At 55.3% G+C, this 22,838-nt stretch carries 19 protein-coding genes; 9 read left to right on the top strand and 10 right to left on the bottom strand.

Features of this window, described 5'->3' with window-relative positions; translation table 11 throughout:
* Positions 1 to 14 precede the first annotated feature (14 nt).
* The 4 genes from glmU to RB602_RS10205 all read left to right on the top strand — a co-directional run bounded on the left by glmU (position 15) and on the right by RB602_RS10205 (position 6,076).
* Entirely contained in the window at positions 15 to 1,394 is a 1,380-nt protein-coding gene (gene glmU, locus RB602_RS10220; protein ID WP_317080466.1) for a bifunctional UDP-N-acetylglucosamine diphosphorylase/glucosamine-1-phosphate N-acetyltransferase GlmU, read from the top strand.
* A 17-nt stretch (positions 1,395 to 1,411) separates the two neighbouring features.
* Positions 1,412 to 3,235, top strand: a complete 1,824-nt coding sequence (gene glmS, locus RB602_RS10215) for a glutamine--fructose-6-phosphate transaminase (isomerizing) (RefSeq protein WP_317080465.1) — start codon at positions 1,412 to 1,414, stop codon at positions 3,233 to 3,235.
* Complete coding sequence (locus RB602_RS10210; protein ID WP_317080463.1) at positions 3,232 to 3,627, top strand: GFA family protein; 396 nt, start codon at positions 3,232 to 3,234, stop codon at positions 3,625 to 3,627. Before glmS ends, RB602_RS10210 begins: the two co-directional genes overlap by 4 nt.
* A 91-nt stretch (positions 3,628 to 3,718) precedes the next feature.
* Entirely contained in the window at positions 3,719 to 6,076 is a 2,358-nt protein-coding gene (locus RB602_RS10205) for a putative bifunctional diguanylate cyclase/phosphodiesterase (protein ID WP_317080462.1), read from the top strand.
* Between the two features lie 9 nt (positions 6,077 to 6,085).
* Here RB602_RS10205 and purQ read toward each other — a convergent pair whose 3' ends face one another.
* Both purQ and purS read right to left on the bottom strand, forming a co-directional pair.
* The gene (gene purQ / locus RB602_RS10200; protein ID WP_317080461.1) at positions 6,086 to 6,760 is read right to left on the bottom strand and encodes a phosphoribosylformylglycinamidine synthase subunit PurQ; all 675 of its coding nucleotides are present in this window, start codon (positions 6,758 to 6,760) and stop codon (positions 6,086 to 6,088) included.
* Positions 6,757 to 7,008: a phosphoribosylformylglycinamidine synthase subunit PurS gene (gene purS, locus RB602_RS10195; protein WP_317080460.1), complete on the bottom strand. Its 252-nt coding sequence runs from the start codon at positions 7,006 to 7,008 to the stop codon at positions 6,757 to 6,759. The genes purQ and purS overlap by 4 nt, the downstream gene beginning before the upstream one ends.
* Before the next feature lie 193 nt (positions 7,009 to 7,201).
* On the opposite strand from purS, the gene RB602_RS10190 reads away from it, so the two are divergent.
* On the top strand, positions 7,202 to 7,354 hold the full coding sequence (locus tag RB602_RS10190) for a hypothetical protein (protein ID WP_317080459.1): 153 nt from the start codon (positions 7,202 to 7,204) through the stop codon (positions 7,352 to 7,354).
* Between the two features lie 19 nt (positions 7,355 to 7,373).
* Here RB602_RS10190 and RB602_RS10185 read toward each other — a convergent pair whose 3' ends face one another.
* Both RB602_RS10185 and purC read right to left on the bottom strand, forming a co-directional pair.
* Entirely contained in the window at positions 7,374 to 10,268 is a 2,895-nt protein-coding gene (locus RB602_RS10185) for a M16 family metallopeptidase (protein WP_317080458.1), read from the bottom strand.
* A 113-nt stretch (positions 10,269 to 10,381) separates the two neighbouring features.
* Positions 10,382 to 11,161 carry a phosphoribosylaminoimidazolesuccinocarboxamide synthase gene (gene purC / locus RB602_RS10180; protein ID WP_317080457.1) on the bottom strand — a complete coding sequence of 260 codons (780 nt, stop codon included), beginning with the start codon at positions 11,159 to 11,161 and terminating at the stop codon, positions 10,382 to 10,384.
* 183 nt (positions 11,162 to 11,344) lie between these two features.
* On the opposite strand from purC, the gene parC reads away from it, so the two are divergent.
* Both parC and RB602_RS10170 read left to right on the top strand, forming a co-directional pair.
* On the top strand, positions 11,345 to 13,609 hold the full coding sequence (gene parC, locus RB602_RS10175) for a DNA topoisomerase IV subunit A (RefSeq protein WP_317080456.1): 2,265 nt from the start codon (positions 11,345 to 11,347) through the stop codon (positions 13,607 to 13,609).
* A 143-nt stretch (positions 13,610 to 13,752) separates the two neighbouring features.
* On the top strand, positions 13,753 to 15,411 hold the full coding sequence (locus RB602_RS10170) for a putative bifunctional diguanylate cyclase/phosphodiesterase (RefSeq protein WP_317080455.1): 1,659 nt from the start codon (positions 13,753 to 13,755) through the stop codon (positions 15,409 to 15,411).
* A gap of 14 nt (positions 15,412 to 15,425) precedes the next feature.
* Here RB602_RS10170 and RB602_RS10165 read toward each other — a convergent pair whose 3' ends face one another.
* The 5 genes from RB602_RS10165 to RB602_RS10145 all read right to left on the bottom strand — a co-directional run bounded on the left by RB602_RS10165 (position 15,426) and on the right by RB602_RS10145 (position 19,883).
* The gene (locus RB602_RS10165) at positions 15,426 to 16,646 is read right to left on the bottom strand and encodes a CCA tRNA nucleotidyltransferase (protein WP_317080454.1); all 1,221 of its coding nucleotides are present in this window, start codon (positions 16,644 to 16,646) and stop codon (positions 15,426 to 15,428) included.
* Positions 16,639 to 17,283: a CoA pyrophosphatase gene (locus RB602_RS10160; protein WP_317080453.1), complete on the bottom strand. Its 645-nt coding sequence runs from the start codon at positions 17,281 to 17,283 to the stop codon at positions 16,639 to 16,641. Before RB602_RS10160 ends, RB602_RS10165 begins: the two co-directional genes overlap by 8 nt.
* Positions 17,283 to 17,870, bottom strand: coding sequence for a DUF1285 domain-containing protein (locus tag RB602_RS10155; RefSeq protein WP_317080452.1), 588 nt, complete (start codon positions 17,868 to 17,870; stop codon positions 17,283 to 17,285). Before RB602_RS10155 ends, RB602_RS10160 begins: the two co-directional genes overlap by 1 nt.
* A 201-nt stretch (positions 17,871 to 18,071) precedes the next feature.
* Positions 18,072 to 18,593 (bottom strand): GNAT family N-acetyltransferase, encoded by a 522-nt coding sequence (locus RB602_RS10150; protein WP_317080451.1) that lies wholly within the window; start codon positions 18,591 to 18,593, stop codon positions 18,072 to 18,074.
* A 48-nt stretch (positions 18,594 to 18,641) separates the two neighbouring features.
* Positions 18,642 to 19,883 carry an MFS transporter gene (locus tag RB602_RS10145; RefSeq protein WP_317080450.1) on the bottom strand — a complete coding sequence of 414 codons (1,242 nt, stop codon included), beginning with the start codon at positions 19,881 to 19,883 and terminating at the stop codon, positions 18,642 to 18,644.
* 140 nt (positions 19,884 to 20,023) lie between these two features.
* Between RB602_RS10145 and RB602_RS10140 the strand changes: the two genes are divergently transcribed.
* Positions 20,024 to 20,833 (top strand): DUF1499 domain-containing protein, encoded by an 810-nt coding sequence (locus RB602_RS10140; protein WP_317080449.1) that lies wholly within the window; start codon positions 20,024 to 20,026, stop codon positions 20,831 to 20,833.
* A 41-nt stretch (positions 20,834 to 20,874) separates the two neighbouring features.
* Entirely contained in the window at positions 20,875 to 21,582 is a 708-nt protein-coding gene (locus tag RB602_RS10135; protein ID WP_317080448.1) for an extensin-like domain-containing protein, read from the top strand.
* Here RB602_RS10135 and RB602_RS10130 read toward each other — a convergent pair.
* Positions 21,579 to 22,766 (bottom strand): PQQ-dependent sugar dehydrogenase, encoded by a 1,188-nt coding sequence (locus RB602_RS10130; protein ID WP_317080447.1) that lies wholly within the window; start codon positions 22,764 to 22,766, stop codon positions 21,579 to 21,581. The genes RB602_RS10135 and RB602_RS10130 overlap by 4 nt on opposite strands.
* Between the last annotated feature and the right edge of the window lie 72 nt (positions 22,767 to 22,838).

Raw genomic sequence — 22,838 nt, 5'->3', positions numbered from 1 at the left:
ATGAAGAGGGTAGCATGAGCGATCTGAATGGGCGGCCATTGGCGGCGATCATTCTGGCGGCGGGGCAGGGCACACGGATGCGCTCCTCGCTGCACAAGGTACTGCACCCGATAGCGGGCAAGCCGATGCTTCTGCATCTGCTCGACAGTCTGGATGCGATCTCTGAAGGCGCTGAAATGCGCAAGATTGTTGTGGTTGGCAAAAGCCGTGAACAGGTCGAACCGATAGCACACGAACGCGGTGCCGATATTGCGGTTCAGGAGGAGCAATTGGGCACTGGTCATGCGGTGTTGCAGGCTGAACCTCTGCTGGATGGTTTTGACGGCGATGTGCTCGCCTGTTTTGGTGATGTTCCGATGGTCAGTGGTGATACCGTCAATGCGATGCGCCAAGCATTGCATAAAGCGGATGCCAATAGTGCTATGCCCGCTGCGGTTGTGTTGGGTTTCCGTCCTGAGGACGCCAAGGCCTATGGCCGGGTAATCGCCAATGATGACGGCCGGATTGCCAAAATGGTCGAATATAAGGACGCTACTGACGCCGAAAAGGACGTCAATCTGTGTAATAGTGGCCTGCTTATGGCGCGTTCTGCGGATATGTTCTCACTGCTTTCCAAAGTCGGCAATGAGAATGCTTCGGGCGAATATTATCTTCCTGATCTGGTCACCATAGCGCTCGTGGAAGGTCGCAGCTGCCGGGTGATCGAGTGCGATCATTGGGAAGTGGAAGGCGTAAACAGCCGCGCCGAACTCGCACAGGTCGAAGCGCAATGGCAGCAGCGCAAGCGTGCCGAAATGATGGCCGCTGGAGTGACCTTGATTGCCCCCGAAACGGTTTTCTTCGCCCATGACACGGCGATTGAGCCTGATGTGACCGTCGCACCGCATGTGGTCTTCGGCCCGGGTGTTCGTATCGCCAGCGGCACAGAAATCCACAGCTTCAGCCATATTGAGGGCGCGGATATTGGCGCGAATTGCCAGATTGGCCCCTATGCTCGGTTGCGTCCCGGCGCAGAATTGCGCGAAAAAGCAAAGGTCGGCAATTTCGTCGAGATGAAGAAAGCGGTGCTGGGCGAAGGCGCAAAGGCAAATCATTTGAGCTATATCGGCGATGCCTCGGTCGGTGCGGGCGCGAATATCGGCGCTGGCACCATCACCTGCAATTATGATGGTTTCTTCAAATATCGCACCGAAATTGGCAAAGGCGCATTTATCGGCTCCAACAGTGCATTGGTCGCACCGGTGACTATCGGCGATGGCGCGATTGTCGGTGCCGGCGCGACGGTGACACAGGATGTTCCGGCTGATGCATTGGCATTGGTTCGCGCCGAAACCAAAGAGAAAACCGGATGGGCCGCGCGTTTCCGTGCTGCCATGACGAAAAAGAAACAATAGGGCTAAAAGGATCGCCTATGTGCGGAATTATCGGGATTTTGGGCACGGATGATGTCGCTGACCGTCTGGTTGATGGTCTGAAACGCCTGGAATATCGTGGCTATGACAGTGCCGGTCTGTGCACCATCGTTGACGGCCAGCTGGAACGCCGCCGGGCGCAAGGCAAGCTGGTCAATCTGGCAGAGCGGTTGCACAATGAACCACTCGCTGGAAGCTCCGGTATCGCCCATACCCGCTGGGCCACCCATGGCGCAGCGACCGAAGACAATGCCCACCCGCATATCGTTGGCGATGTGGTGATCGTACATAATGGCATTATAGAAAATTTCCGCGATCTGCGCGAGGAATTGCAGGCTGAGGGTCGTGAGTTTACCAGCCAGACCGATACCGAGGTAGTGGCGCACCTAATCGCGCGCGAAGTCGAAAATAGTACGTCCCCCAAAGACGCGGTCGCCAAGATACTGCCGCGGCTTGTTGGTGCCTTTGGTCTGGCAGCTATGTTCCGCAGTGACCCCGATCTGCTGATCGCCGCAAGACAGGGCTCGCCTCTGGCGATTGGCTATGGCGAGGGTGAGAATTATATCGGTTCCGATGCCGTCGCTTTGGCCCCGATGACGCAGCGCATCACCTATCTGGAAGAGGGCGACTGGGCAGTTATCCGTCGCGCGTCAGTTGAGATTTATGATCGCGAAAACGAGCCAGTCGAGCGCGAAATCGTCAATTCCGGCGCAACCGTTCAGTCGATCGAGAAAGGCAATTATCGCCACTTCATGCTCAAAGAGATTTATGAGCAGCCCGTGGTCGTAGCCCAGACGCTGCAAAGCTATGTGCGGCCGCTGGAAGGCAAGGTCGCGCTGCCGGATATCGAGTTTGATCTCTCGGAAATTCGCCGCGTTACCATCGTCGCCTGCGGTACCAGCTATTATGCCGGTATGGTCGCGAAATACTGGTTTGAGCAGTTCGCCCGTGTTCCGGTCGATCTCGATGTTGCGTCGGAATTTCGCTATCGCCAGCCAGTGATGGAAGAGGGCGGCCTCGCGCTGTTTATCAGCCAGTCGGGCGAGACCGCCGATACGCTGGCCGCGCTGCGCTATGCCCGCGAAGCGGGGCAGATTATTGGCGCTGTTGTGAACGTGCCAACCAGTTCCATGGCTCGTGAGGCTGATCTGCTGCTTCCCACTCATGCCGGGCCGGAAATTGGCGTCGCTTCTACCAAAGCCTTTACCTGCCAGTTGGCGGTTCTCGCTGCGCTGGCGACAAATCTGGCGCGTGCCAAGGGCGAGCTGACAGCCGAAGAAGAGCAGGAGATCGTCGAGCATCTCACCGAAGCACCGGCTGCGTTGAACGCGGCTTTGTCGTTCGATGGAGAGATTGAGAAGATGGCGCCATTGATCGCCCCGGCCCGCGATGTGCTGTATCTGGGCCGTGGTCCCGATTTTCCGATGGCGCTGGAAGGGGCTCTGAAACTCAAGGAAATCAGCTATATTCACGCTGAAGGCTATGCTGCTGGCGAGATGAAACACGGGCCCATTGCGCTGATTGACGATCTGGTGCCGGTGATTGTTCTCGCGCCATCAGGGCCGTTATTTGAAAAGACCGTCTCCAACATGCAGGAAGTACAGGCACGCGGCGGCAAGATTGTCTTGATCTCTGATCGCAAAGGACTGGACGCGGCCTCGCACGGCGTGATGGCGACGATTGAGGTTCCCGCGGTGCATCCGCTGATTGCCCCGATGGTCTATGCGGTGCCGGTGCAATTGCTGGCCTATCATGTCGCGGTGACCAAGGGGACCGATGTGGACCAACCGCGTAATCTTGCAAAATCTGTAACCGTAGAATGAGTCAGCCGGGTACATCAGAGACTGTAACCGTCGAAGGTGGCTGTCACTGTGGTGCCGTGCGCTTCTCTGCAAATGTGGAGCGGGAACCCGTCCTACTCGACTGTAATTGCTCGATTTGCCGCCGCACCGGTTATCTGCATCTGATCGTACCTCACGCGGACTTCACGCTGTTATCGGGTGCGGATGCCCTGACCAGCTATCGTTTCGGCACTGGTGCTGCGGAGCATCTGTTTTGTCGTGTGTGCGGCATCAAGAGCTTCTATCAGCCGCGTTCCCATCCTGATTGCTGGAGCGTGCATTATGGCTGTCTAGATAACCCAGAGCTCCTTAGCCCTGAGCATCGGCTTTTTGACGGCGCCAATTGGGAGCAGGCGGCCGAGGCCTTGGACTGACAATATCGCTCATGAGGGAAGCGAAGCCTCGGCTGCCGGTTTTTTCACATCCGCTTACTTTTCGATAACATAGTTTAGCTAAGACCCTTGGGTGACTGAAACGCTGTTAACACCTGAGGATGGAAAGCCATTGCCCTTATTGGGCATTTTGGGCCTGTCGAAACCAGAAGGTTTTGACTGGGATAAGATACGTGCGATTCAGTTTGAACGCTTCTCCCATATTGGTTTTATGCGTGTTATCGCCAATGTGCTCGGGATCATACTCGTTGCACAAATCCATTATCTTGCGGTTCCGATGGCGCTTCTCGCCTCCTGGGTGGTTGGTAGCTTGCTTGCGATTATCGGCAATGCGCTGGTTACGCGTGCCCGGCAGCGCAAAGGTGGTCGCAATAACTTTGAAATTAGCAGTGGCGCAGCCAAAGGCATTGCCGCCGGAGGCGTCATATCCGGCTTGTCTTGGTCGGTTCCTATCCTGCTGTTCAGCCAATATGGCACCGTGGATCAGCATAGTGCGACCTGGACGATCATCGCTGCTTTGATGGTCGGTTCCTCTATGATCCTGTCTACCATGCCATTGGGTGCGGTATTGTTTGCGATGATCGTTGGCGTTGCCAGCACTTTTTCCTTTATTCTCACCAACCAGTTTGTGATGGCTTCAGCGGCAATATGCCTAATGTTCATTCTGATTGCTGCCTGCCTGGAAACAGCTCGCGATTATCTGAGTTACCGCCTCTCTGTCCATGGACTGAATGAAAAGTCAGAAGTGGTTAGCCTTCTGCTGCGCGAGTTTGAGGAGAGCGGCGCTGATTGGCTCTGGCAGATTGATCCTTCGCGGCGTGTAAGTCACGTAAGTCCGCGCTTTGCCTATGCGCTGGGCCGCACCGTTGATGAGGTTGAGGGCCACTCTCTTCTGGAACTGATTGCTGGCACATCATGGGAAACGGGCAAATTCCACTCCAGCCTACATGATCTTGCAGAGAAGCTGAAACGAAGAGAGAGTTTTAGCAACCTTATGGTGCGAGTGCACATTGGCGAAAAGATCCGTTGGTGGGAGTTGTCAGCATCGCCAAAACTGGATGATAACGGCGTTTTTCTAGGGTTCCGGGGCGTTGGTTCCGACGTTACCGAGCAGCGGGAGTCGGCGGAGAAAATTGCCCATATGGCCCGTTATGACACCCTGACTGGGCTGCCGAACAGGCTGCACATTACCGAAGCAACCGACAAGGCGATGCGGGATTCAGAGAAATGGCGTCAACGCAGCGCGTTCTTGATGATTGACCTTGATCGCTTCAAAACGGTGAATGACACGCTGGGCCACCTTGTTGGTGACCGTTTGCTGGCACAGGTATCACAGCGTCTCAACGCGCTAATGACCAAGAATGAGATGTGCGGTCGTCTCGGCGGCGACGAATTCGCGGTGCTGATCAAAGAGGTTCCCGATACCAGTTACATTCAGAATCTCTCCCAGAAGATCATTGAAGCGTTATCGGGGCCCTATGAAGTGGACCAGCATACCGTGTTTGTCGGCGCCAGCATCGGCTCCGCTATCGCTCCGCGGGATGGTCGTACGGTGGAGATGTTGGTCCGAAATGCCGATCTAGCACTTTACCGATCTAAAGATGAAGGTGGCAACAAGCATCATGGCTATGAGCCCAAGCTGCACATGCATGCAGAAGAGCGCCGCATTATGGAGATTGCTCTTCGCAAGGCGTTAGCGAATGACGAGTTCACCTTGAATTTCCAGCCAATTGTGCGCGCCGAAAGAGAAGAAATCTGCGGCTTTGAGGTGTTGTTACGCTGGCATAACCCTGAATTGGGACATGTCTCGCCCGCCAAATTCATCCCCTTGGCGGAAGATGCCAGGCTGATTGTCCCTATAGGCCGGTGGGTTCTGGAAAACGCCTGTAAGGAGGCAATGAACTGGCCGGTTGATACCAAGCTCTCAGTCAATGTCTCCGCTGGACAGCTTAGTGATCCCAATTTTATGACAATATTGATTGAGGCATTGTCGTCATCGGGATTGCCACCACAGCGACTGGATATTGAAGTGACCGAGAGTATCTTCCTGCATGAAGGCACTATGGCGATTGATGTTCTCGACAAGATTTTGTCGCTCGGTGTTGGTTTGTCTCTCGATGATTTTGGTACCGGCTATTCCTCACTTGGCTATCTTCGGAAAACCCGCTTCACCAATATCAAAATTGACCGCAGTTTCGTGCAGGGCGCTGCACGCGATGTTCCCGAAAGTTTGGCTATTGTCCGTGCCGTGGTCGCGTTGGCGGATAGCCTGGGCATGTCCACGACGGCAGAAGGCGTGGAGGATGAAGCCGAGGCGCGCCGGTTAACAGATTTAGGCTGCAAGAAGATACAGGGCTATTATTATGGCCGTCCAATGCCTGCCGATGAGGCGTCTCAGCTCTTTACACTACAGCAGCGGAAAAGCGCCTAGAGCTTAAGGTCATGCAGTTGCCATCACGGCGTTCAGCATGGAGTTGAGGAGTGTTGCACCATGAGTCCCGCCGCAGGCCGGATCAACCGCACGTTCGGGATGCGGCATCATGCCCAGAACATTGCCGCGGGCATTCACCACGCCGGCAATATTGCGCATCGATCCATTGGGATTGTCCTGATAGCGAAAGGCGATTTTGCCTTCGCCTTCAAGCATATCGAGCGTCTCATCATCGGCGAAGTAATTGCCATCATGATGCGCAACCGGGATGGAATAACTGGTCTGCGCGCTCAATGCGGCCAACATCGGTGATGCAGACGGATTGGCTGTGAGCAAGACATTGCGGCAGACAAAATCAAGCCCGCTATTGCGTATCAATGCACCCGGCAAAAGGCGCGTTTCAGTAAGAATCTGAAAGCCGTTGCAGATGCCGATGATCGGCACGCCCCGCTCGGCGGCACGGACAATGTCCTTCATAATTGCCGAGCGCCCGGCCAATGCGCCTGAACGAAGATAGTCGCCATAAGAAAAGCCGCCCGGTATCGCGATAAAATCAATGTCATCGCTGATGGTGGTTTCGCTGTGCCAGATGATGGTTGGCTCGTGTCCGGTCAATTGCCGCAAAGCGACCTGAATATCGCGATCACAATTAGATCCCGGGAATCGGATGACGGCGGTTTTCATGCTGCTTCGGTTTCTGCATCAAGGCGAACGATTTCAAAATTCTCGATCACCGTATTTGCCAGCAATTTGCGGCACATATCGCAGATTTGCTCATCGGTAACGGTCGGCGCGACCTCAAGATCGATCATCCGCCCGCAACGAACATCTTCGATGCCATCAAAGCCCATATTTTCCAGCGTGTGATGTGTCGCGCGCCCTTGCGGATCAAGAACACCGGGCTTGAGTGTCACATGAACTCGGATTTTCATTGCTCTGACCTCTTTCTTAACGGAAGCTGCGGCAGCATGGCAAAAGGTTATAATTGCTATCCGATGCGCTAGCCTTGACCGCTCTGCTCTGCAAGGGATCGTTAACAGAGATGAACATGATAACGATCTCTTAACCAGCCAAACATACAATATCGTGCATATACTGGTCGCATAACAATAAGGGGTTGTAGCGATGAGCGCAGGTCTGGCCATAATCATGTTTATCGCCATGTTTGCCTTGGGGCATGAGGTAATCGGTTGGCGCGATCCGGATGGAAAAGTGCAATTGGCGCTGTTTCTCTCGTTTATCTTCGGTATTATCAGCGGTTATCGCACCCGCGGTTGAGCGGCTTTCCCCCCTCACTCTAGTCCGCGTCGGTCGCGGCAGGTGAGGTTCCGATGATACGGGCATATTCCTGCCGATGTATAACCTCGACGACCAGCGGTTCCTGCGACAACCATTTGCGGGCTTCTTGTTGCAGATCATCGACAGTCACCTGCGCAATAACCTCAGGCAATATCCGGTAACGCTGCAAGGCTTCCTTGTCGGTCTGCGCTTCATCAACGATGGCGATCCAAGAACTGTTGCTGGTTTCGCGCTGTTTCAGCCGTTCCAATATCGGTTTGCGCGCGCGCAGCAGCTCGTCTTCGGTAGCGGGAGAAGCAATGATCTCTGCCACAATATCGCGCATGGTTTCGCGCACTTTGGCGCGATCGTTAAAGTCCACTGCGCTGCCGAATGTAAGATAACCAAAGTCATCATAGACTGAAGACATGAATGACGAGGCACTGGGCGAGTAGCTGGAGCCCAATTCCTCGCGCAAGATATCGGTCAGACGCAATTGCAGCACTTTGGCGAGAAGTGACGAGCGGATTGTCGACGCAAAATCGGAATCATCTGCGGTGGGCCAGTAGTAGCGCAATATAGCCTGATGCGGCTCGCCATCATGGGCGATATAGCGAGTGGACCGGTTAGCGGTGAAACTGCGTTGGCGTTGATCGGCATATTCTCTGCTATTGCTTTCGCGCGCCGGCAGCGCGCCGAAGGTCTTCGCTACGTCGGCAATAATCACATCCGGGTCAATATCGCCGACAACGCCAATTTCCAGTGGCGCGCGGGTAAAGGGCTCACTGACAATCTGGCGCAGGTCATTAAAATCCAGCGCTTCCAGTTCATCCTGTGGCGCCAAAGTGAACCGCGGGTCTCCATCAGAGATAATCTCGCCAATATGTGTTCCCAGCGCTGCATCGGGCGTGGCTTCGATGCGGGCATAATAATTGTCAAAGCCTTTGCGATACCTTTCAACCGCGCTGTCGCGATAGCCGGGGGCAGTGAGATAGGCAGCAAGAATCTGAAACTGTAACAGGGTGTTTTCGGTCGTTGTCGTGACATAGCTGCCAAAGTAATCCGCGCCTGCATCGAAGTTAAACGAGACCGACTTGCCCGCCAAGATAGTGAGCAGATCATCAAGCGAGTGGGCTTCAAGACCGCCATTGCTGAACACGCGCAGCAACGCAGTACCATGCGGGTTATCGATCGTATTCACCAATTCGCCGCCGTCGATACGCAAGGAGATGCGAACTCTGTCCTTCTCATACTGTGTAGGCTTGATGTTCAACCGCACATTATTGCTAAACCGGACGGTGCGAATGCCCAGGTCCTCTATTATTGAGTCGCTGACAATCTCTCCCTCTCGACCAAAATAGGTATAGGCAAATTGCTGATTGGCACCTTGCTCTGGTGGAGCGACGGCTAGTTGGCGACTTGCCAGATAGGCGGAGCGGACATCTTCCGCATAAGCGTTACCGCCGCTTTTGGCTGTGATATGGATTAATGGATCAGCAAGATCGATCAGATCGCTTTTGAGCGCTTCCAGCACGAGTTCGGGGGTAATATCCTGTGCGACCCGCTCAAACCGTGCCTGCCTCGCTTCAGGAGAGGTCACAAGCCGCTTATAGTAAGTGGCATCGACAATCTGCTCGGCTAACGTCTCGTTGCGGCGGGTCTCGGCACCCTTTACCGCATTGCGTATGGCATTGCGATAATTGGCGACCTGTTCTTCGGTTTCCTGCTGGGTAAAGCCATATTGCAACGCTTGACGGATGATCTTCTCCGCCGCCGCCACGGCTTCGGGAAGTTGACCGTCGCGCGCGGAAACGGTCAATTGTGTCTTATAGGCGCGATCGAAAACTTCGGTGCTGTCAAAGCTGGCACTGAGGAATGGCGCATCCCCACTGCGGATTGCGCGGCCTATCCGGCGCGTGATTATGCGGTAGCCAATGCTGCGCAGCAGTGCCTCGCGGCGAGTTTGCAGTGTATCGGGTATCTCTCGATTGGAACCAAATGCGACAATCGCTGCGGCTTCGCCTATGGCCGGGTCGATAAAGGCACCGGACGCACCCGGTCGGTCTAAAGCAACGCTGCCATAATCTACGATGGCTGCTTCGCCTTTTTGGGGACGCCAGTCGCCAAAACTGTTTTCTACTTTGGTGGTGAGCGCATCGATATCGACATTACCCACTATTACCAGCATGGCGCGCGCCGGTGTATAGTAGCGCTGGTAAAACTGCTTCAGCTCTTCCGCAGTTATTCCGCCGACAACCTTTTGGGTGCCGGTGGGCAATCGTCGCGCGATTTTGGTATCCGGCAGCAGAAAAGCCGCCTCATCTATGAAGCTGCGTAGCCCATAGCTATCGCGCGTGCGCATCTCAGCCAGTACTACGCCGCGCTCGCGATCTACGGCGCCAGGGGTGAAGCTGATTTCGCTTGCGGTCTCACGCAGCAGAAACAGAGCAGTGTCGATTAGCTCTTCTGACGTATTGGGCAGCTCCAGCGTATAGGCGGTGCGATCAAAAGACGTATAGGCATTGGTATCCGCGCCAAAGGCGAGGCCAAAGCGCTCCAATATCTTGACCATTTCGCCTTCGGGTACATTGGTGCTGCCATTGAACGCCATATGCTCGACAAAATGCGCCGCGCCGCGTTCATCATCGGTTTCAGCAAGCGAGCCGACATCGAATACCAGTTGTATTGATGCGGTATCCTCGGGATATTCGTTATGGCGGATGGCATAGCGCATGCCATTTTCCAACACCCCGAAACGCACCGCCGGATCGGGTTCCAGATCGCTTTTATCAAAGCCCCAGGCACTGCGAACTGCTTCTTCATATTGCGCAGCATTTTGTTGTGCCGGTTCTGCTTGCGCCGCCAGCGGTAGCAAGATTAGGCACAGCGCCAGCAGATATTGTCTGACGCGCATAGAAAGAAAAGCGGGTAGGCTCATAGCGCGCTAGAGCATGCAGGGGGCAGAATGAATGGCATATTGCTGCGCAACATGCTGCAACATTGGCTATTGATCAATAGCGCGAATATCTATTTTCCGCGCTTCTTGCGGTGGCTGTCAAAATCCAGCACTTCATTCTCAGCATTTTCCTGCAACAGACCAAGGCGGCGAGCCACTTCCTGATAGGCTTCAACCTCACCACCCAGATCACGCCGGAAGCGGTCTTTGTCGAGTTTCTCATTTGTCGCCAGATCCCATAAGCGGCAGCCATCGGGACTGATTTCATCGGCAAGGATGATCCGCGAGAAATCGCCATCATAGAGCCGGCCAAATTCGAGCTTGAAGTCGATCAGGCGGATACCGATCCCGGCAAACAAGCCGGACATAAAATCATTGATGCGGATTGCCATGGACGAGATATCCTGCATCTCCTCCTGACTGGCCCAGCCGAAACAGGCGATATGCTCCTCGGCAATCAGCGGATCACCGAGGTCATCATCCTTATAGCAATATTCGATCAGCGTATGGGGCAGCGGCTGGCCTTCTTCCAGACCCAGTCGCTTGCAGATGGAACCGGCGGCGACATTGCGGACAATGACCTCGATCGGGACAATCTCGACCTGCCGTACTAGCTGCTCACGCATATTGAGGCGGCGGATAAAGTGCGTTGGGATGCCGATATGCGCCAGCCGGGTGAAAACATATTCGCTGATACGGTTATTGATCACACCCTTGCCGTTGATCGTACCCTTTTTCTGGGCGTTAAAGGCGGTGGCATCGTCCTTGAAATACTGGATGATAGTGCCCGGTTCGGGGCCTTCATACAGGATTTTGGCTTTGCCTTCATAGATTTGGCGGCGGCGTGTCATGATCGTTCCTGACCCTGTCGCAAGAGGGAATAAACAGATCGAGCGCTATAGAGGATCAACTAAAGCGGTGCAATTAAAGTTGTGGCTGCAATCGAGCAGCCCTAGGCAGCGGGTAAATGCAATCCACAGATTTTCAGCCGTCCCGCTCGCCAATAATTGGGGAGACTGCTAGTCGCCTAATCCATGAGCAGTACCGACGCGCCGGGGGAAGACAACCCGGAATCCAATCTGATACCAACCTCTTTTGATGAAGCGCTGTCCGAGCGGTATCTGGTCTATGCGCTTTCGACGATTACCGCGCGCTCGCTGCCCGATCTGCGTGATGGTCTCAAGCCGGTTCACCGCCGTCTGTTATGGGCCATGCGCCAGTTGAAGCTCGATCCCAATAGTGGATTTAAAAAATGCGCCCGTGTTGTAGGCGATGTTGTCGGTAAATATCACCCACATGGTGATCAGGCGGTCTATGATGCCATGGTGCGCCTGGCGCAGGATTTTGCGTTGCGTTACCCGCTGGTCGACGGGCAGGGCAATTTCGGCAATATTGATGGCGATAATGCCGCTGCTTATCGTTACACCGAGGCGCGGCTAACCCCGACCGCCATCCGTCTGATGGATGGTCTGAATGCCGGCACAGTTGACTTTATCCCGACCTATAATGGCGAGGATGAAGAGCCGGAGATATTGCCCGGCTATTTCCCCAATCTGCTCGCCAACGGTGCCAGTGGGATTGCGGTCGGGATGGCGACCTCGATTCCATCGCATAATGTTTCGGAAATTGTCGATGCGGCGCTTCTGGTGCTGGAAAACCGCAAGGTCGAGCATGAGCAGCTAATGGAAGTATTCCACGGCCCCGACTTCCCGACCGGTGGCATTTTGCCCGATAGCAAAGAGAGCATTTCTGAAGTCTATCGCACTGGACGTGGTTCGATGCGGGTCCGTGCGCGCTGGCATAAAGAGGATCTCGGACGTGGCCAATGGGCTGCGGTGGTTACTGAAATTCCTTATCAGGTGCCCAAGTCCAAGCTGATTGAACAAATCGCCACTCTGATCCTTGATAAGAAACTGCCGATCTTGGCTGATGTTCGAGATGAATCGGACGAGCAGTTGCGTATCGTGCTGGAACCGAAGAGCCGCACCGTCGATCCGGAAGTCTTGATGGACAGCCTTTTCCGCTTGAGTGATCTGGAAAACCGCTTCTCGCTCAATATGAATGTGCTTGATGCCGAGCGCACGCCTTCGGTGATGGGGCTGGGCGAGTTGCTAGGCCATTGGCTCGATCATCTATTTATCGTTCTTCGCCGCCGCAGCGAGTATCGGCTTGGCAAGATCAATGACCGGCTGGAACTGCTGTCCGGCTATATTATCGCCTTTCTCAACCTCGACCGCGTAATCGAGATTATCCGCACCGAGGATGAACCGCGCCCGGTGATGATGGAGGAGTTTGACCTCAGCGAGCGGCAGGCGGAGGCGATCCTCAATATGCGGCTGCGCAGCTTGCGCAAGTTGGAGGAAATGGAGCTGCGGCGCGAGGGCGATGCCCTCGAGAAAGAGCGCGATGATCTCGAAAAACTACTTGGTAGCAAGCAGCGTCAAACCACGCGCATCCGAAATGATCTGAAAGAATTACAGAAGGACTATGGACTCGACACAGAGCTAGGCAAACGGCGCACCAGTCTGGAAGAAGCCGCACCAGCGCGTGAAATTCCGCTGGAAGCAATGATCGAGCGTGAGCCGGTGACGGTGATCCTTTCCAACCGTGGTTGGATCAAGGCGATGAAGGGCCATGCGGACCTGTCCGCTAAGGACATTACCAAGTTCAAAGAAGGCGACGGCCCGGCCTTTTCGCTGCATGCACAATCGACGGATCGGTTGTTGCTGGTGGCGGATGATGGCCGCTTCTACACGCTGGGCGCGGACAAATTGCCCGGCGCGCGGGGGTTTGGGGAACCGGTGCGCTCCATGGTTGATATTGATGCCGACGCACGCATTGTGCAACTTCTCCCGGCATCGGATAGCGGCCATATACTGCTCGCCGCCAATAATGGCCGGGGTTTTCAGGCGAAGATGTCAGAACTGACCTCGGAAACGCGAAAAGGCCGTCAGGTGGTCAACCTTAAGGGCGATAGCCGCTTAGCAGTCGCTCGGGCTATTCCAGAGAATGCCGACAGCGTCGCCGTTATTGGCGAGAACCGCAAGCTTGTTATCTTCGCCTTGGTTGATCTGCCGACCATGGGCAGAGGCCAGGGGGTCCAATTACAGCGTTACAAGGATGGCGGTCTCTCAGATGCCTTGGCTTTCAGTTTTGAAGAAGGCCTAAGTTGGACAATGGGCGGTGAAACCGGCCGCCGGCGTACCGAGACCGACATCGGCTTGTGGAAGGTTGCTCGCGGTGCCGCCGGGCGATTGCCACCAACCGGATTTCCGCGCAAAAACCGGTTTGATGATTGAATTGCCGCTAAGCGCTTGATCGCAAGGGCTTCAATATATCTTTACGCTTATGCTTTAGCCGCGGGGAAATGCAGCGAGCATGCCCCCCTTTGGCTAAGCCCATAGACGCAACCTGTTCTGTTGACGATCGACTAGCGGGCCTCGTGGCATCGCTACCGATCGCGGCTGTGATTATCAGGCGCGATGGCGCCGGTTTTGCCTGTCTGGCCCGCAATGAGCGCTTTGTAGATCTGCAGGATCGGCTGCATAGCTACAGTAATCTGCCTAAGTTGATCATTGATGATTCCCGCCTTGACCGCTTTCTTTCCTTGCTGGAAGCTGGCGAGGTGGCGGTATCCGAGCGCTGGCGCAGGCTTGACCCTGTCGACCCGCGTGACATTGATATCAGTGCGGCACCGCTGAATGGGTTCGACGATGCGCAAAATAATGCCTATCTGCTCAGCTTTATTGATCGCACTGCTGAAATACAGAATCAGCGCAATCTGCATCGCGAGATGCTATCCGACAGTCTAACCGGACTGCATAATCGCACCGGATTTGAAGAGGCAGTGGATGCCATTTTATCAGCCAAAGGCAATGATCAAGCTGACTGCGGGCACGAGAGTAAACGCTTTGCTATCATTGCTATTGATCTCAGCCGTTTCAGCCAAATCAACGAATATGCCGGCGCGATAGTGGGTGATGAATTAATCGTAACCGTGGCCAGCAGATTGAAGAATAGTCTGCGTTCAGGGGACTTGCTGGGACGCATCGGCGGTAACGAATTCGCGATTTTTGCCCGGCTTGCGGAGGGTTCGTCTGACCTTGAAGCAATTTGCGAGCGCTTGCAGTCGGTGTTCGACGCACCTTACGCGCTTTCGGGACTTCAGGTGAATATGGATGCGGCGATTGGCATTGGCATTGGCCGAGCAGACGAATGCGATCCTTCAGATACCATTCGCCAGGCCCAGATTGCGTTGAAACAGGCCAAGCGCAGCAACAAGGTCGAGCTTTATCGCAAGGAGGTGCTCGAAAGTTTCCGCTTACGTTTCAGCCTGGAGACCGATCTGCGCCATGCGATCGAGAATGATGGCTTGTCGGTTGCATATCAACCGCTGATTGACCTGGGTGATGGCGCTGTGGTTGGGTTTGAGGCCTTGGCCCGCTGGAACCATCCGGAACGCGGGCCGATTGATCCTGCGGATTTTATCCCGGTGGCGGAAGAGTGTGGTTTGATCGTGCCGCTCGGACGCTGGGCCCTCTCAAGGGCGGTCAAATGCCTTAAAGACTGGGATGAAATTACTGGCCAGACATTGCCCATTGGCATGAATATCAACCTTTCTGCGGTTCAGTTTGCCCGGGATGATGTTGCGCAATCGGTCCGCGAGGTGCTGGAAGAATCGGGTATCGCTGGTAATCGTCTTACGCTCGAATTGACCGAAAGCGCGATTTTAAGCGACCCTGATCGCTCGGCCAGAGCAATGCATGCGCTCAAAGCGCTTGATACCTGCCTCGCCATGGACGATTTCGGTACTGGCTATTCCAATCTTGCCTTTCTGCAAAAACTGCCCATCGATATTTTGAAGATCGATCGCAGCTTTGTTACCGGGATGATGCAAGACCGCGACAGCGTCTCAATTGTGCGCGCTGTTCTGTCACTCGCCAATGCACTGGGGATGAAAACGACGGCAGAAGGTATTGAAACCGTTGAGCTTGCCAATACACTTGCGGCCTTGGGCTGCTCTCATGGTCAGGGTTATTACTATTCGCGCCCGATGAGCGCCGCTGATGCATTAGAGTTCTTTCTGCAGCGGCGCGCTTGAGATTGCGCGGCGGACTATGGCAAGTTTGCGCGAATAAAGGCTTCCGGGTCATCTGTTTCAGGAAAATCCAGAGCAATCCAGCGTTCCTCCAACGCCCTCAGAGTTTTGCCGACTTCGGGTCCGGATGCGAGGCCCAGCGCCAGTAAATCGCGACCAGCAATAGGGAATTTAGGAGGGATCCAGTTGCGCAGTCCGGCGATGACAGATTCATAATTCTCATCATCGCCAATCAGCAAAGCCGCCTGCATCACGCCATTGCAGCCAAAACGATAGCTAAGCTTTTTGAAAGATGACCAATCCTCTTGAGAAAGGGCAGTGAGTTGCCTGAGCTTGTCGCGATCAGCATTGGATAGCCGCAATCTCGCCGCTACCCGATCCATCGTCTTACGTTCCAATGGCAGCAAGGCGGCAAGCCGGGTCATGCCATGTGCCGTGACGCCATGCTCTGAGGCGCGGTTTAGTAGCCTTTGGAAGAGAGCAAATCCGCCAACGGACATTTCTGGTAGAATGTGTTGCCAGAGGTCCGCCTGCGCCATCGCCTGCATGGCTTCGAGGGGTGCATCGGCCACCAGCAAGCGCAGCAACTCGCTGGATATCCGTTCGCGCGATAGTCCCTTCAGTGACGGCCCCATTTCCCGGCACAGGTCTAACAGGTCTGGATCCAGCGGCTCGCCCCCAAAGCGCGCATAGAAGCGGAATAGGCGCAATATTCTTAGGTAATCCTCTTTGATGCGGTCGCTGGCATTGCCGATAAAGACCAGACGACCTGCCTTAAGGTCGTCCATACCGCCAAAATAGTCGTGCACCTTGCCGGTTTCCGCTTCGGTATAAAGCGCGTTAAAGGTGAAATCGCGCCGCGCCGCATCTTCGCGCCAGTCATCAGAGAATGCGACGGTCGCGCGGCGGCCATCGGTGCTGACATCACGGCGCAATGTGGTGACTTCTACTGGACCGCTCTCCAGCGACGCGGTGACGGTGCCATGATCGATGCCGGTGGGTATGGTTTTGATGCCCGCTGCCTTAGCGATCTCTTGCACCTGTTCGGGCAGGTGGGTGGTAGCGATATCGATATCGCTCGCTGCCACACCCAATAAGGCATCACGCACCGCGCCGCCAACCAGTCGCGCTTTTGATCCAGGGGCGGCATCGCCATCGAGAAGGGCACAGAATTCCCACACGTCCTCGCGTCCAGGCCATGGCCAGACGGGATCAAGATATACCGGTTTTTCAGCCATTGCCGAGCTTGGTCTCTATTGCCGAGATAGGGTCCACATCGGCAATCTGCCGCGACAAATTGGCCAAAATGCCCGCAGTGACACCCCAGATACGCCGATCCTGCCACATCAGCTCATAATAGCCTCGTTCATGGCCCTGCCAGTTGACCGTTTTGCGATCGTAGAGGTCGAGGTGGATGGCCTCCTCAAACGGCATCTCAAACCAGTCAGCCACCTCGTCAGGATTGGCTTTTAACGGCAAATCTGGCGGTAGAAAGGCCAGCACCGTTGTAATCGAGAAGCCGCTCGCGCTGTAATAGCATTCGCCTGTGCCAATCACTTCTACGGCATCGGCAGGTATTGCCAGTTCTTCGTCAGCCTCGCGCAGTGCCGCAGCAATGGCATCTTCATCTTCAGGATCAACCTTGCCGCCGGGAAAAGCCACCTGTCCAGCATGGCTGCGCATGGTGTCGGGGCGTTGGGTCAGGATCAGGCCGGGTTCCTCGCGCCGGGTAATCGGGATCAGCACTGCTGCATCGACATAGCCGCGCTCCGGTGTGCCGAAATAGCGCTCGTCGCGAAATTCATCGGGAACCTGCTTATTGGCGCTGCTTTTCAGGGCCGCTTCCAGCCGCAGCCGCAAGGTGTCGATACTCATCAGGCGGCGTCTTCCGTATCGGCAAGGTGCAGTTCCAGCTCCGCGCCGCCATAGTCGAGGCGATAATCGGGTGCATTCTCGCTTTGATCGAGCAGCAGATTGACCAGATCATAATGGGCGGTGCGCGATAGCAGCGCTTCGAGACCGGGCCGGACAGTCAGATAGAAGCGCGGATCATTATCCGGCCCTTCCATGCGCAGCGGATTGTCTTTGCCGGCGATCACCAGCTCGTCGGTGTTGAGCCGGAATGTCAGCGAATAGCTTCCATCATTGTGCTGCGCCGATAGCTCAACGGCCAGAAAAGGTGCGTCTTCAACTGCAATATGCTGCTTCTCGTAAGGCGTGACCAGCGCGAAACGACCATCTTCTTCGCGGCGCAATATGGTAGAGAAAAGCCGCACCATGGCCGGACGTTTGATCTCATCTCCACGATGATACCAGCGGCCATTGCGGTCAATCCGCATATAGCTGTCGCTCTCGGCTTCGGGTTGCCATTTCTCCACCGGCGGGCGGCTTTGGTCGGAAACCAGCTGAGACAAGGCTTTCAAGTCGAGCGATTGGATATTCGGAGGAGGCGTATAGGGCATGGAAGCGATGTAACGGGAAATAGCTGCATGCGGCAATAGGGTGTGTGAAAAGCCCCTCCTCTTCAGAGGAGGGGTTGGGGTGGTGGAATTACAAAGCGCGGCGCTTGCCGCTACACCACCCCGCTGCGACTAAGGGCCTTTCGGCCCTAAGTCTCACTGCCCCTCCTCTGAAGAGGAAGGGAGATGTTGAACTGCAATCTTCTAAGTTTTTGCAGGGTGTAACCACGGGCCAAGCGTTGCCGCTTCGGGCAGTTTCAGGCCTTTGATCGTCTTGATCAGAAGCCGTTCGCGCTCAAATGGGCCGGGTAATTGCCATTGCTGTGTTCGCTTGGCGCTGAAGGCGAAGTGGCGGCCATAATATTCCGGGTCACCGATCATCACCAAGGGGAGCGGAGCATTGGCGGACATGGCTTCCATCATCGCGGTCATCAGCGCGCGGCCAATACCGATATTCTGATGTTCCGGATCAACCGCAACCGGGCCGACCATGATCATCGGAAATTCATCGCCATTGTCCGCGCTCAGCTTAACCGGCCAGCATTGGATGGACCCAACAAGATAATCATTATCATCGAGTGCGGCGAAGGAGAGGGCATCAAGCTGCGCAGAACCGGCACGCACTCTATATGCTGTGCGGTTGTGACGGTCCTCGCCGAACACGCGATCAAGGAGCGCCTCGACCAATTCCGGCGGCACCTGGGCAAGGGGATAAAGCGCAGTCATGCGATGTCTATGCTTCCTTCGCAACAAAGCACGGGTGCATAGGGAGGATCAGATGCTTTGTCGAGCAACACCCGGCTGGGCGCGAGTTTCGACCGAGGCAATGATGACAAGCGTTAAAGCGGCAATGGCAATTGCGATAGCAAAAGGCGCGCCGGGGAAGTAGATGCTGCTCTCTGGCGCGATGGCGTAGGTCAAAACCGAGTTATAGAGCAGGGGCGCAATCAGCGCCGCGAGCGCCGACAGGCTGCCGTTAAAGCCCTGCAGCTCGCCCTGCATGGATTCGGAAACCCGCCGCGACATCATCGCGTTGATAGAGGGCAGGGCCATAGCCTGTACCCCGATCAGGAAACAGACCAGCAATGTCGCCCAGCCAATGGGATTGAGCATATTGAAGGTAAAGCCAATAATCGCGCAGGAAATGGCAATCAGCGCGGTGCGTCGTTCGCCAAAGCGCTTGACCGAACGGCCGATAACCAGCGTCTGGAACATCGCCATGGAGATACCGACAATCGCCAGCGAATAGCCGACAAAGGCGTTATCCCAGCCATATTGCGCCCGGGCAAAATAGCTCCAGGTCGCAGGGTAGATATTGGTGGCGGTCAACCACAGCAGATAGACCGCTGCGAGGCGATGAATGGCGGGGACTTTGCCGAGTGCTCTCAGGGCACCAACCGGATTGGCACGTTTGAGATCGAAAGGGCGGCGTTTGCTCTCGGGGAGTGTCTCGGGAAAGGCGAAGAAACCATAGACAAAGGCGACGCCTGCTAATCCGGCTGCGAGGAAGAAGGGCAGGCGAGGGTCATAATTGGCGATCAGGCCGCCAATCGCCGGCCCCAGTACGAAACCGATGCCAAAGGCTGCACCAATCAGGCCAAAACCTTTCGCGCGCTCATCTTCGCTTAGCATATCCGCCATGGCGCTGTTTGCCGGCCCGAATATCGCGCCCAGACCGCCGGCAATGGAACGGCCGACAAAAAGCCAGATCACATTTGGCGCAAAACCCATCAGCAGATAATCAATCGCAAAGCCGATAAGCGAAAGCATGAACACCGGGCGGCGGCCAAAACGATCGCTGAGATTGCCGATCAGCGGCCCCATCAGGAACTGGAACAGGGCATAGGATGATGCAATCAGCCCGCCAAGAAAAGTTGCACGAGCCAGATCAATATCTTCCAGCATCATTATAAAGCTGGGCAACACAGGAATGATGATACCAAATCCCAGCGCGTAGACAAAAACCGTAAACATAACAAAGCGTTTGGCGCGGGTTTTGTCTCCTTCGCTGAGCATGATGTGGCCGGTTTCTTTCAAATAGTTGAGGTGGTTATCGCTATTGGCGGATAACCCATATGGTTGTCGACCCCTTTGGGCTTTGATAGAACAACGCAGTGAGAGGCATTAGGATGCCGTGATGAGGGAATTTTCATTTTATGGCTATCGATGCGGATAGTGAAGCGCGTGAAACCGCGCGGCACTGGTCAATCTGGCTCGCGCGCACATCTTTGGTGCTGGGGATATTGACGGTTGGCGGAGCGCTATTGGGCGCTATTGGCGCGGGTGAGCGCTGGTGGAGCCTTGATGTTGGCATGCAGGCTTTGACCGGGACGTTCTTTCTTGGCCTGATTACCCTGATATTGGCGCTGCTGATTCTGGTCTATTATCGCCGCAAGGGTGGCCGGATCGTTCTGGTGACGGTCCTCGCACTTATCCTGTCTGGCGGGTATGTCGGTTATATCGGCTATCATATCGCCAAGGCGTCTTCGCTGCCGATGATCCATGATATCTCGACCGATCTGGAAAACCCGCCGCAATATGTGACCCTGAGCCTGAGGCAGGACAATTATGCCGATATTCCCGGGCGCGGTGATCCCGAATATGCCGGGCTGGACGCCTTTGAACGCTGGCAGGTGATGCATCGCGAAGGCTATCCCGATATTGAGACTTTGCGCTTTGATAAGCCTGTTGCTGAAGTGATTGAAGAAGCAGAGGAAATAGCGATTGCCAATGAATGGAAGGTGGCAACTGCCGATACCGAAAATGGTCGGCTAGAGGCCACCGACACGGTTGCCCTGCTCAAGTTCAAGGATGATGTGGTGGTGCGCGCGATACCCGATGCGAGCGGAGAGGGCAGCATTGTCGATATTCGTTCGGTGTCCCGCTTTGGCCTGAGCGATATTGGCGTTAATGCCAAGCGTATCCGCACCTTCTCGGCGCAACTTAAGGATAGGCTGGGTAGCTGAATATGGCCAGGAGACGCCGCGCTAAAGGGCGCTGGGTGCGGGTGGCTGTGCTGCTTTTGATGCTGCTGCTTGCGGCCATTTTTCTACGCGAACGGTTTAAGCAGTACCCTCAGGATTTCCCCTGGACCGATTTTTCCTTGGCTGATCAGGTAGGTCTCTTCACTCCCGCCAAGCTTGCGAAGCTCGGCGCGGCGAAGGAACTGTGTTTTGCGGAGCTCGATGGGGTCGGCATAAGCTACACGCCGATGGAGACAAAGGGAGAGGGACCTTGTCTCGTCTCTGATGCTGTCCGCCCGGACGTTTCTGAGGCCCTTGCCATTCGCTACACCCCTGATGGCGTTGCGCCGTCCTGTCCGATGGTTTCAGGGTTAGTGTTATGGGAAGAGCATGTCGTGCAGCAGGCGGCGGCGAAGCATTTTGGTGCCGATGTGTACGTCATCGCCATAACCCATATTGGCAGCTATAATTGCCGCCGCATCAATGGAGCAAACTCAGATAAATGGAGCCAGCACTCCACTGCTGACGCGCTTGATATTGCTGGATTTACCCTTAGTAATGGCGTGGCTGTAAGTGTCTTGGAAGATTGGGATGGCGAGGCGGATAAAGCGGCATTTTTGCGTGATGTGCGCGATGGTGCTTGCGATATCTTCACCACAACATTGTCGCCCGACTATAACGCGGCTCATGCTAACCATTTTCACCTCGATTTGGCTGATCGCGGGATGTTCATGCCCAGCCTGTGTCGTTAAGGCTTCGGACTAAGCCTTAGCAACCGACCGCCCGATCCACGGCGCTCATCCTCAAGCACCCATAAATGGCCATCCGGTCCCTGTTCAGCCTCGCGGATACGTGCTCCCATTTCGAAGCGTTCGGCCTCCTCGGCTTTCGTGCCGTCAAAACTGACACGCACTAGCGCCTCGCTCGACAGTCCGCCGATAAAGGCGCTGCCTTTCCACTCCGGGAACATATCGCCATCATAAAAACCCAAACCTGCCGGTGAGATAGCGGGGACCCAATAGGTCACCGGTGCTTCAAATTCGGGCCGCGTATCATGGTCAGGGATTTCCTCACCGCTATAATGATCGCCATTGGAAACGATGGGATAACCGTAATTCTTGCCGCGCTGCACCAAGTTGAGTTCATCGCCATGACGCGGGCCCATTTCCTGGTTCCACAGCCGCCCCTCAGCATCAAAGGCGAGGCCGAGAATATTGCGATGGCCCAGCGACCAGATTTGTGCGGTCACGCCGCCCTGATCAAAAAACGGGTTATCCTCCGGCACGCGGCCATCGGGGTAGAGGCGGACAATCTTGCCGAGATTGGCCTGCATATCCTGCGACGGATCAAATTTCTGCCGTTCGCCCGAGCCGATAAACAAATGGTCACCATCGGGGCAAAAGGCGATGCGATGCGAATAATGGCCACGCCCGGTCACTTTGGGGAATTGCTTCCAGATGATTTCCATGTCTTCCAGTCGCGGTGCGCTGTCGCTGCCCTTTTCGGGCATGGCCAGCTTTGCGCGCCCGACCACTGCGCCACGGGTATCGTCGCCGCCGCTTTCAACCCAACTGAGATAGATCATGCTGCTTTCGGCAAAATCGGGTGCCAGCACGATATCGCCCAAGCCACCCTGACCGCCATAATCGACTTCTGGAACGCCAGCGACTTCACTTTTTTCACCGCTCTTAGTGACGAGATAGAGTTTGCCCGGCTTTTCGGTGACGAGCATAGTGCCATCATCCATAAAGGTCATGGCCCAAGGCTCGTTGAACATGGCAACTTCCTCAGCGAGAAAAGGCCATTCTTCCGATGCCCCGCCGGTAACATATTTGGGCTCGCTGTTTTCTGCACTGTTTTCCGCTTGGGCGTCGCTGCTGGAATTGCAGGCGATCAGGGCAAGCGGAAGGGCGATGGAGAGGGTAAGGCGAGGCATAAGGGAATCTCCGGTAATCATGGGCCTAATGTCCTCTTTTTCAGCGCCCTTTGCAATGCTTTGGGGAAAACT

Origin of the sequence: Parasphingorhabdus sp. SCSIO 66989, from assembly GCF_032852305.1 — a bacterium.
GTDB lineage: Bacteria > Pseudomonadota > Alphaproteobacteria > Sphingomonadales > Sphingomonadaceae > Alterisphingorhabdus > Alterisphingorhabdus coralli.
The sequence above is the reverse complement of the archived record's forward strand: the minus strand, read 5'-3'. Positions and strand labels throughout refer to the sequence as shown.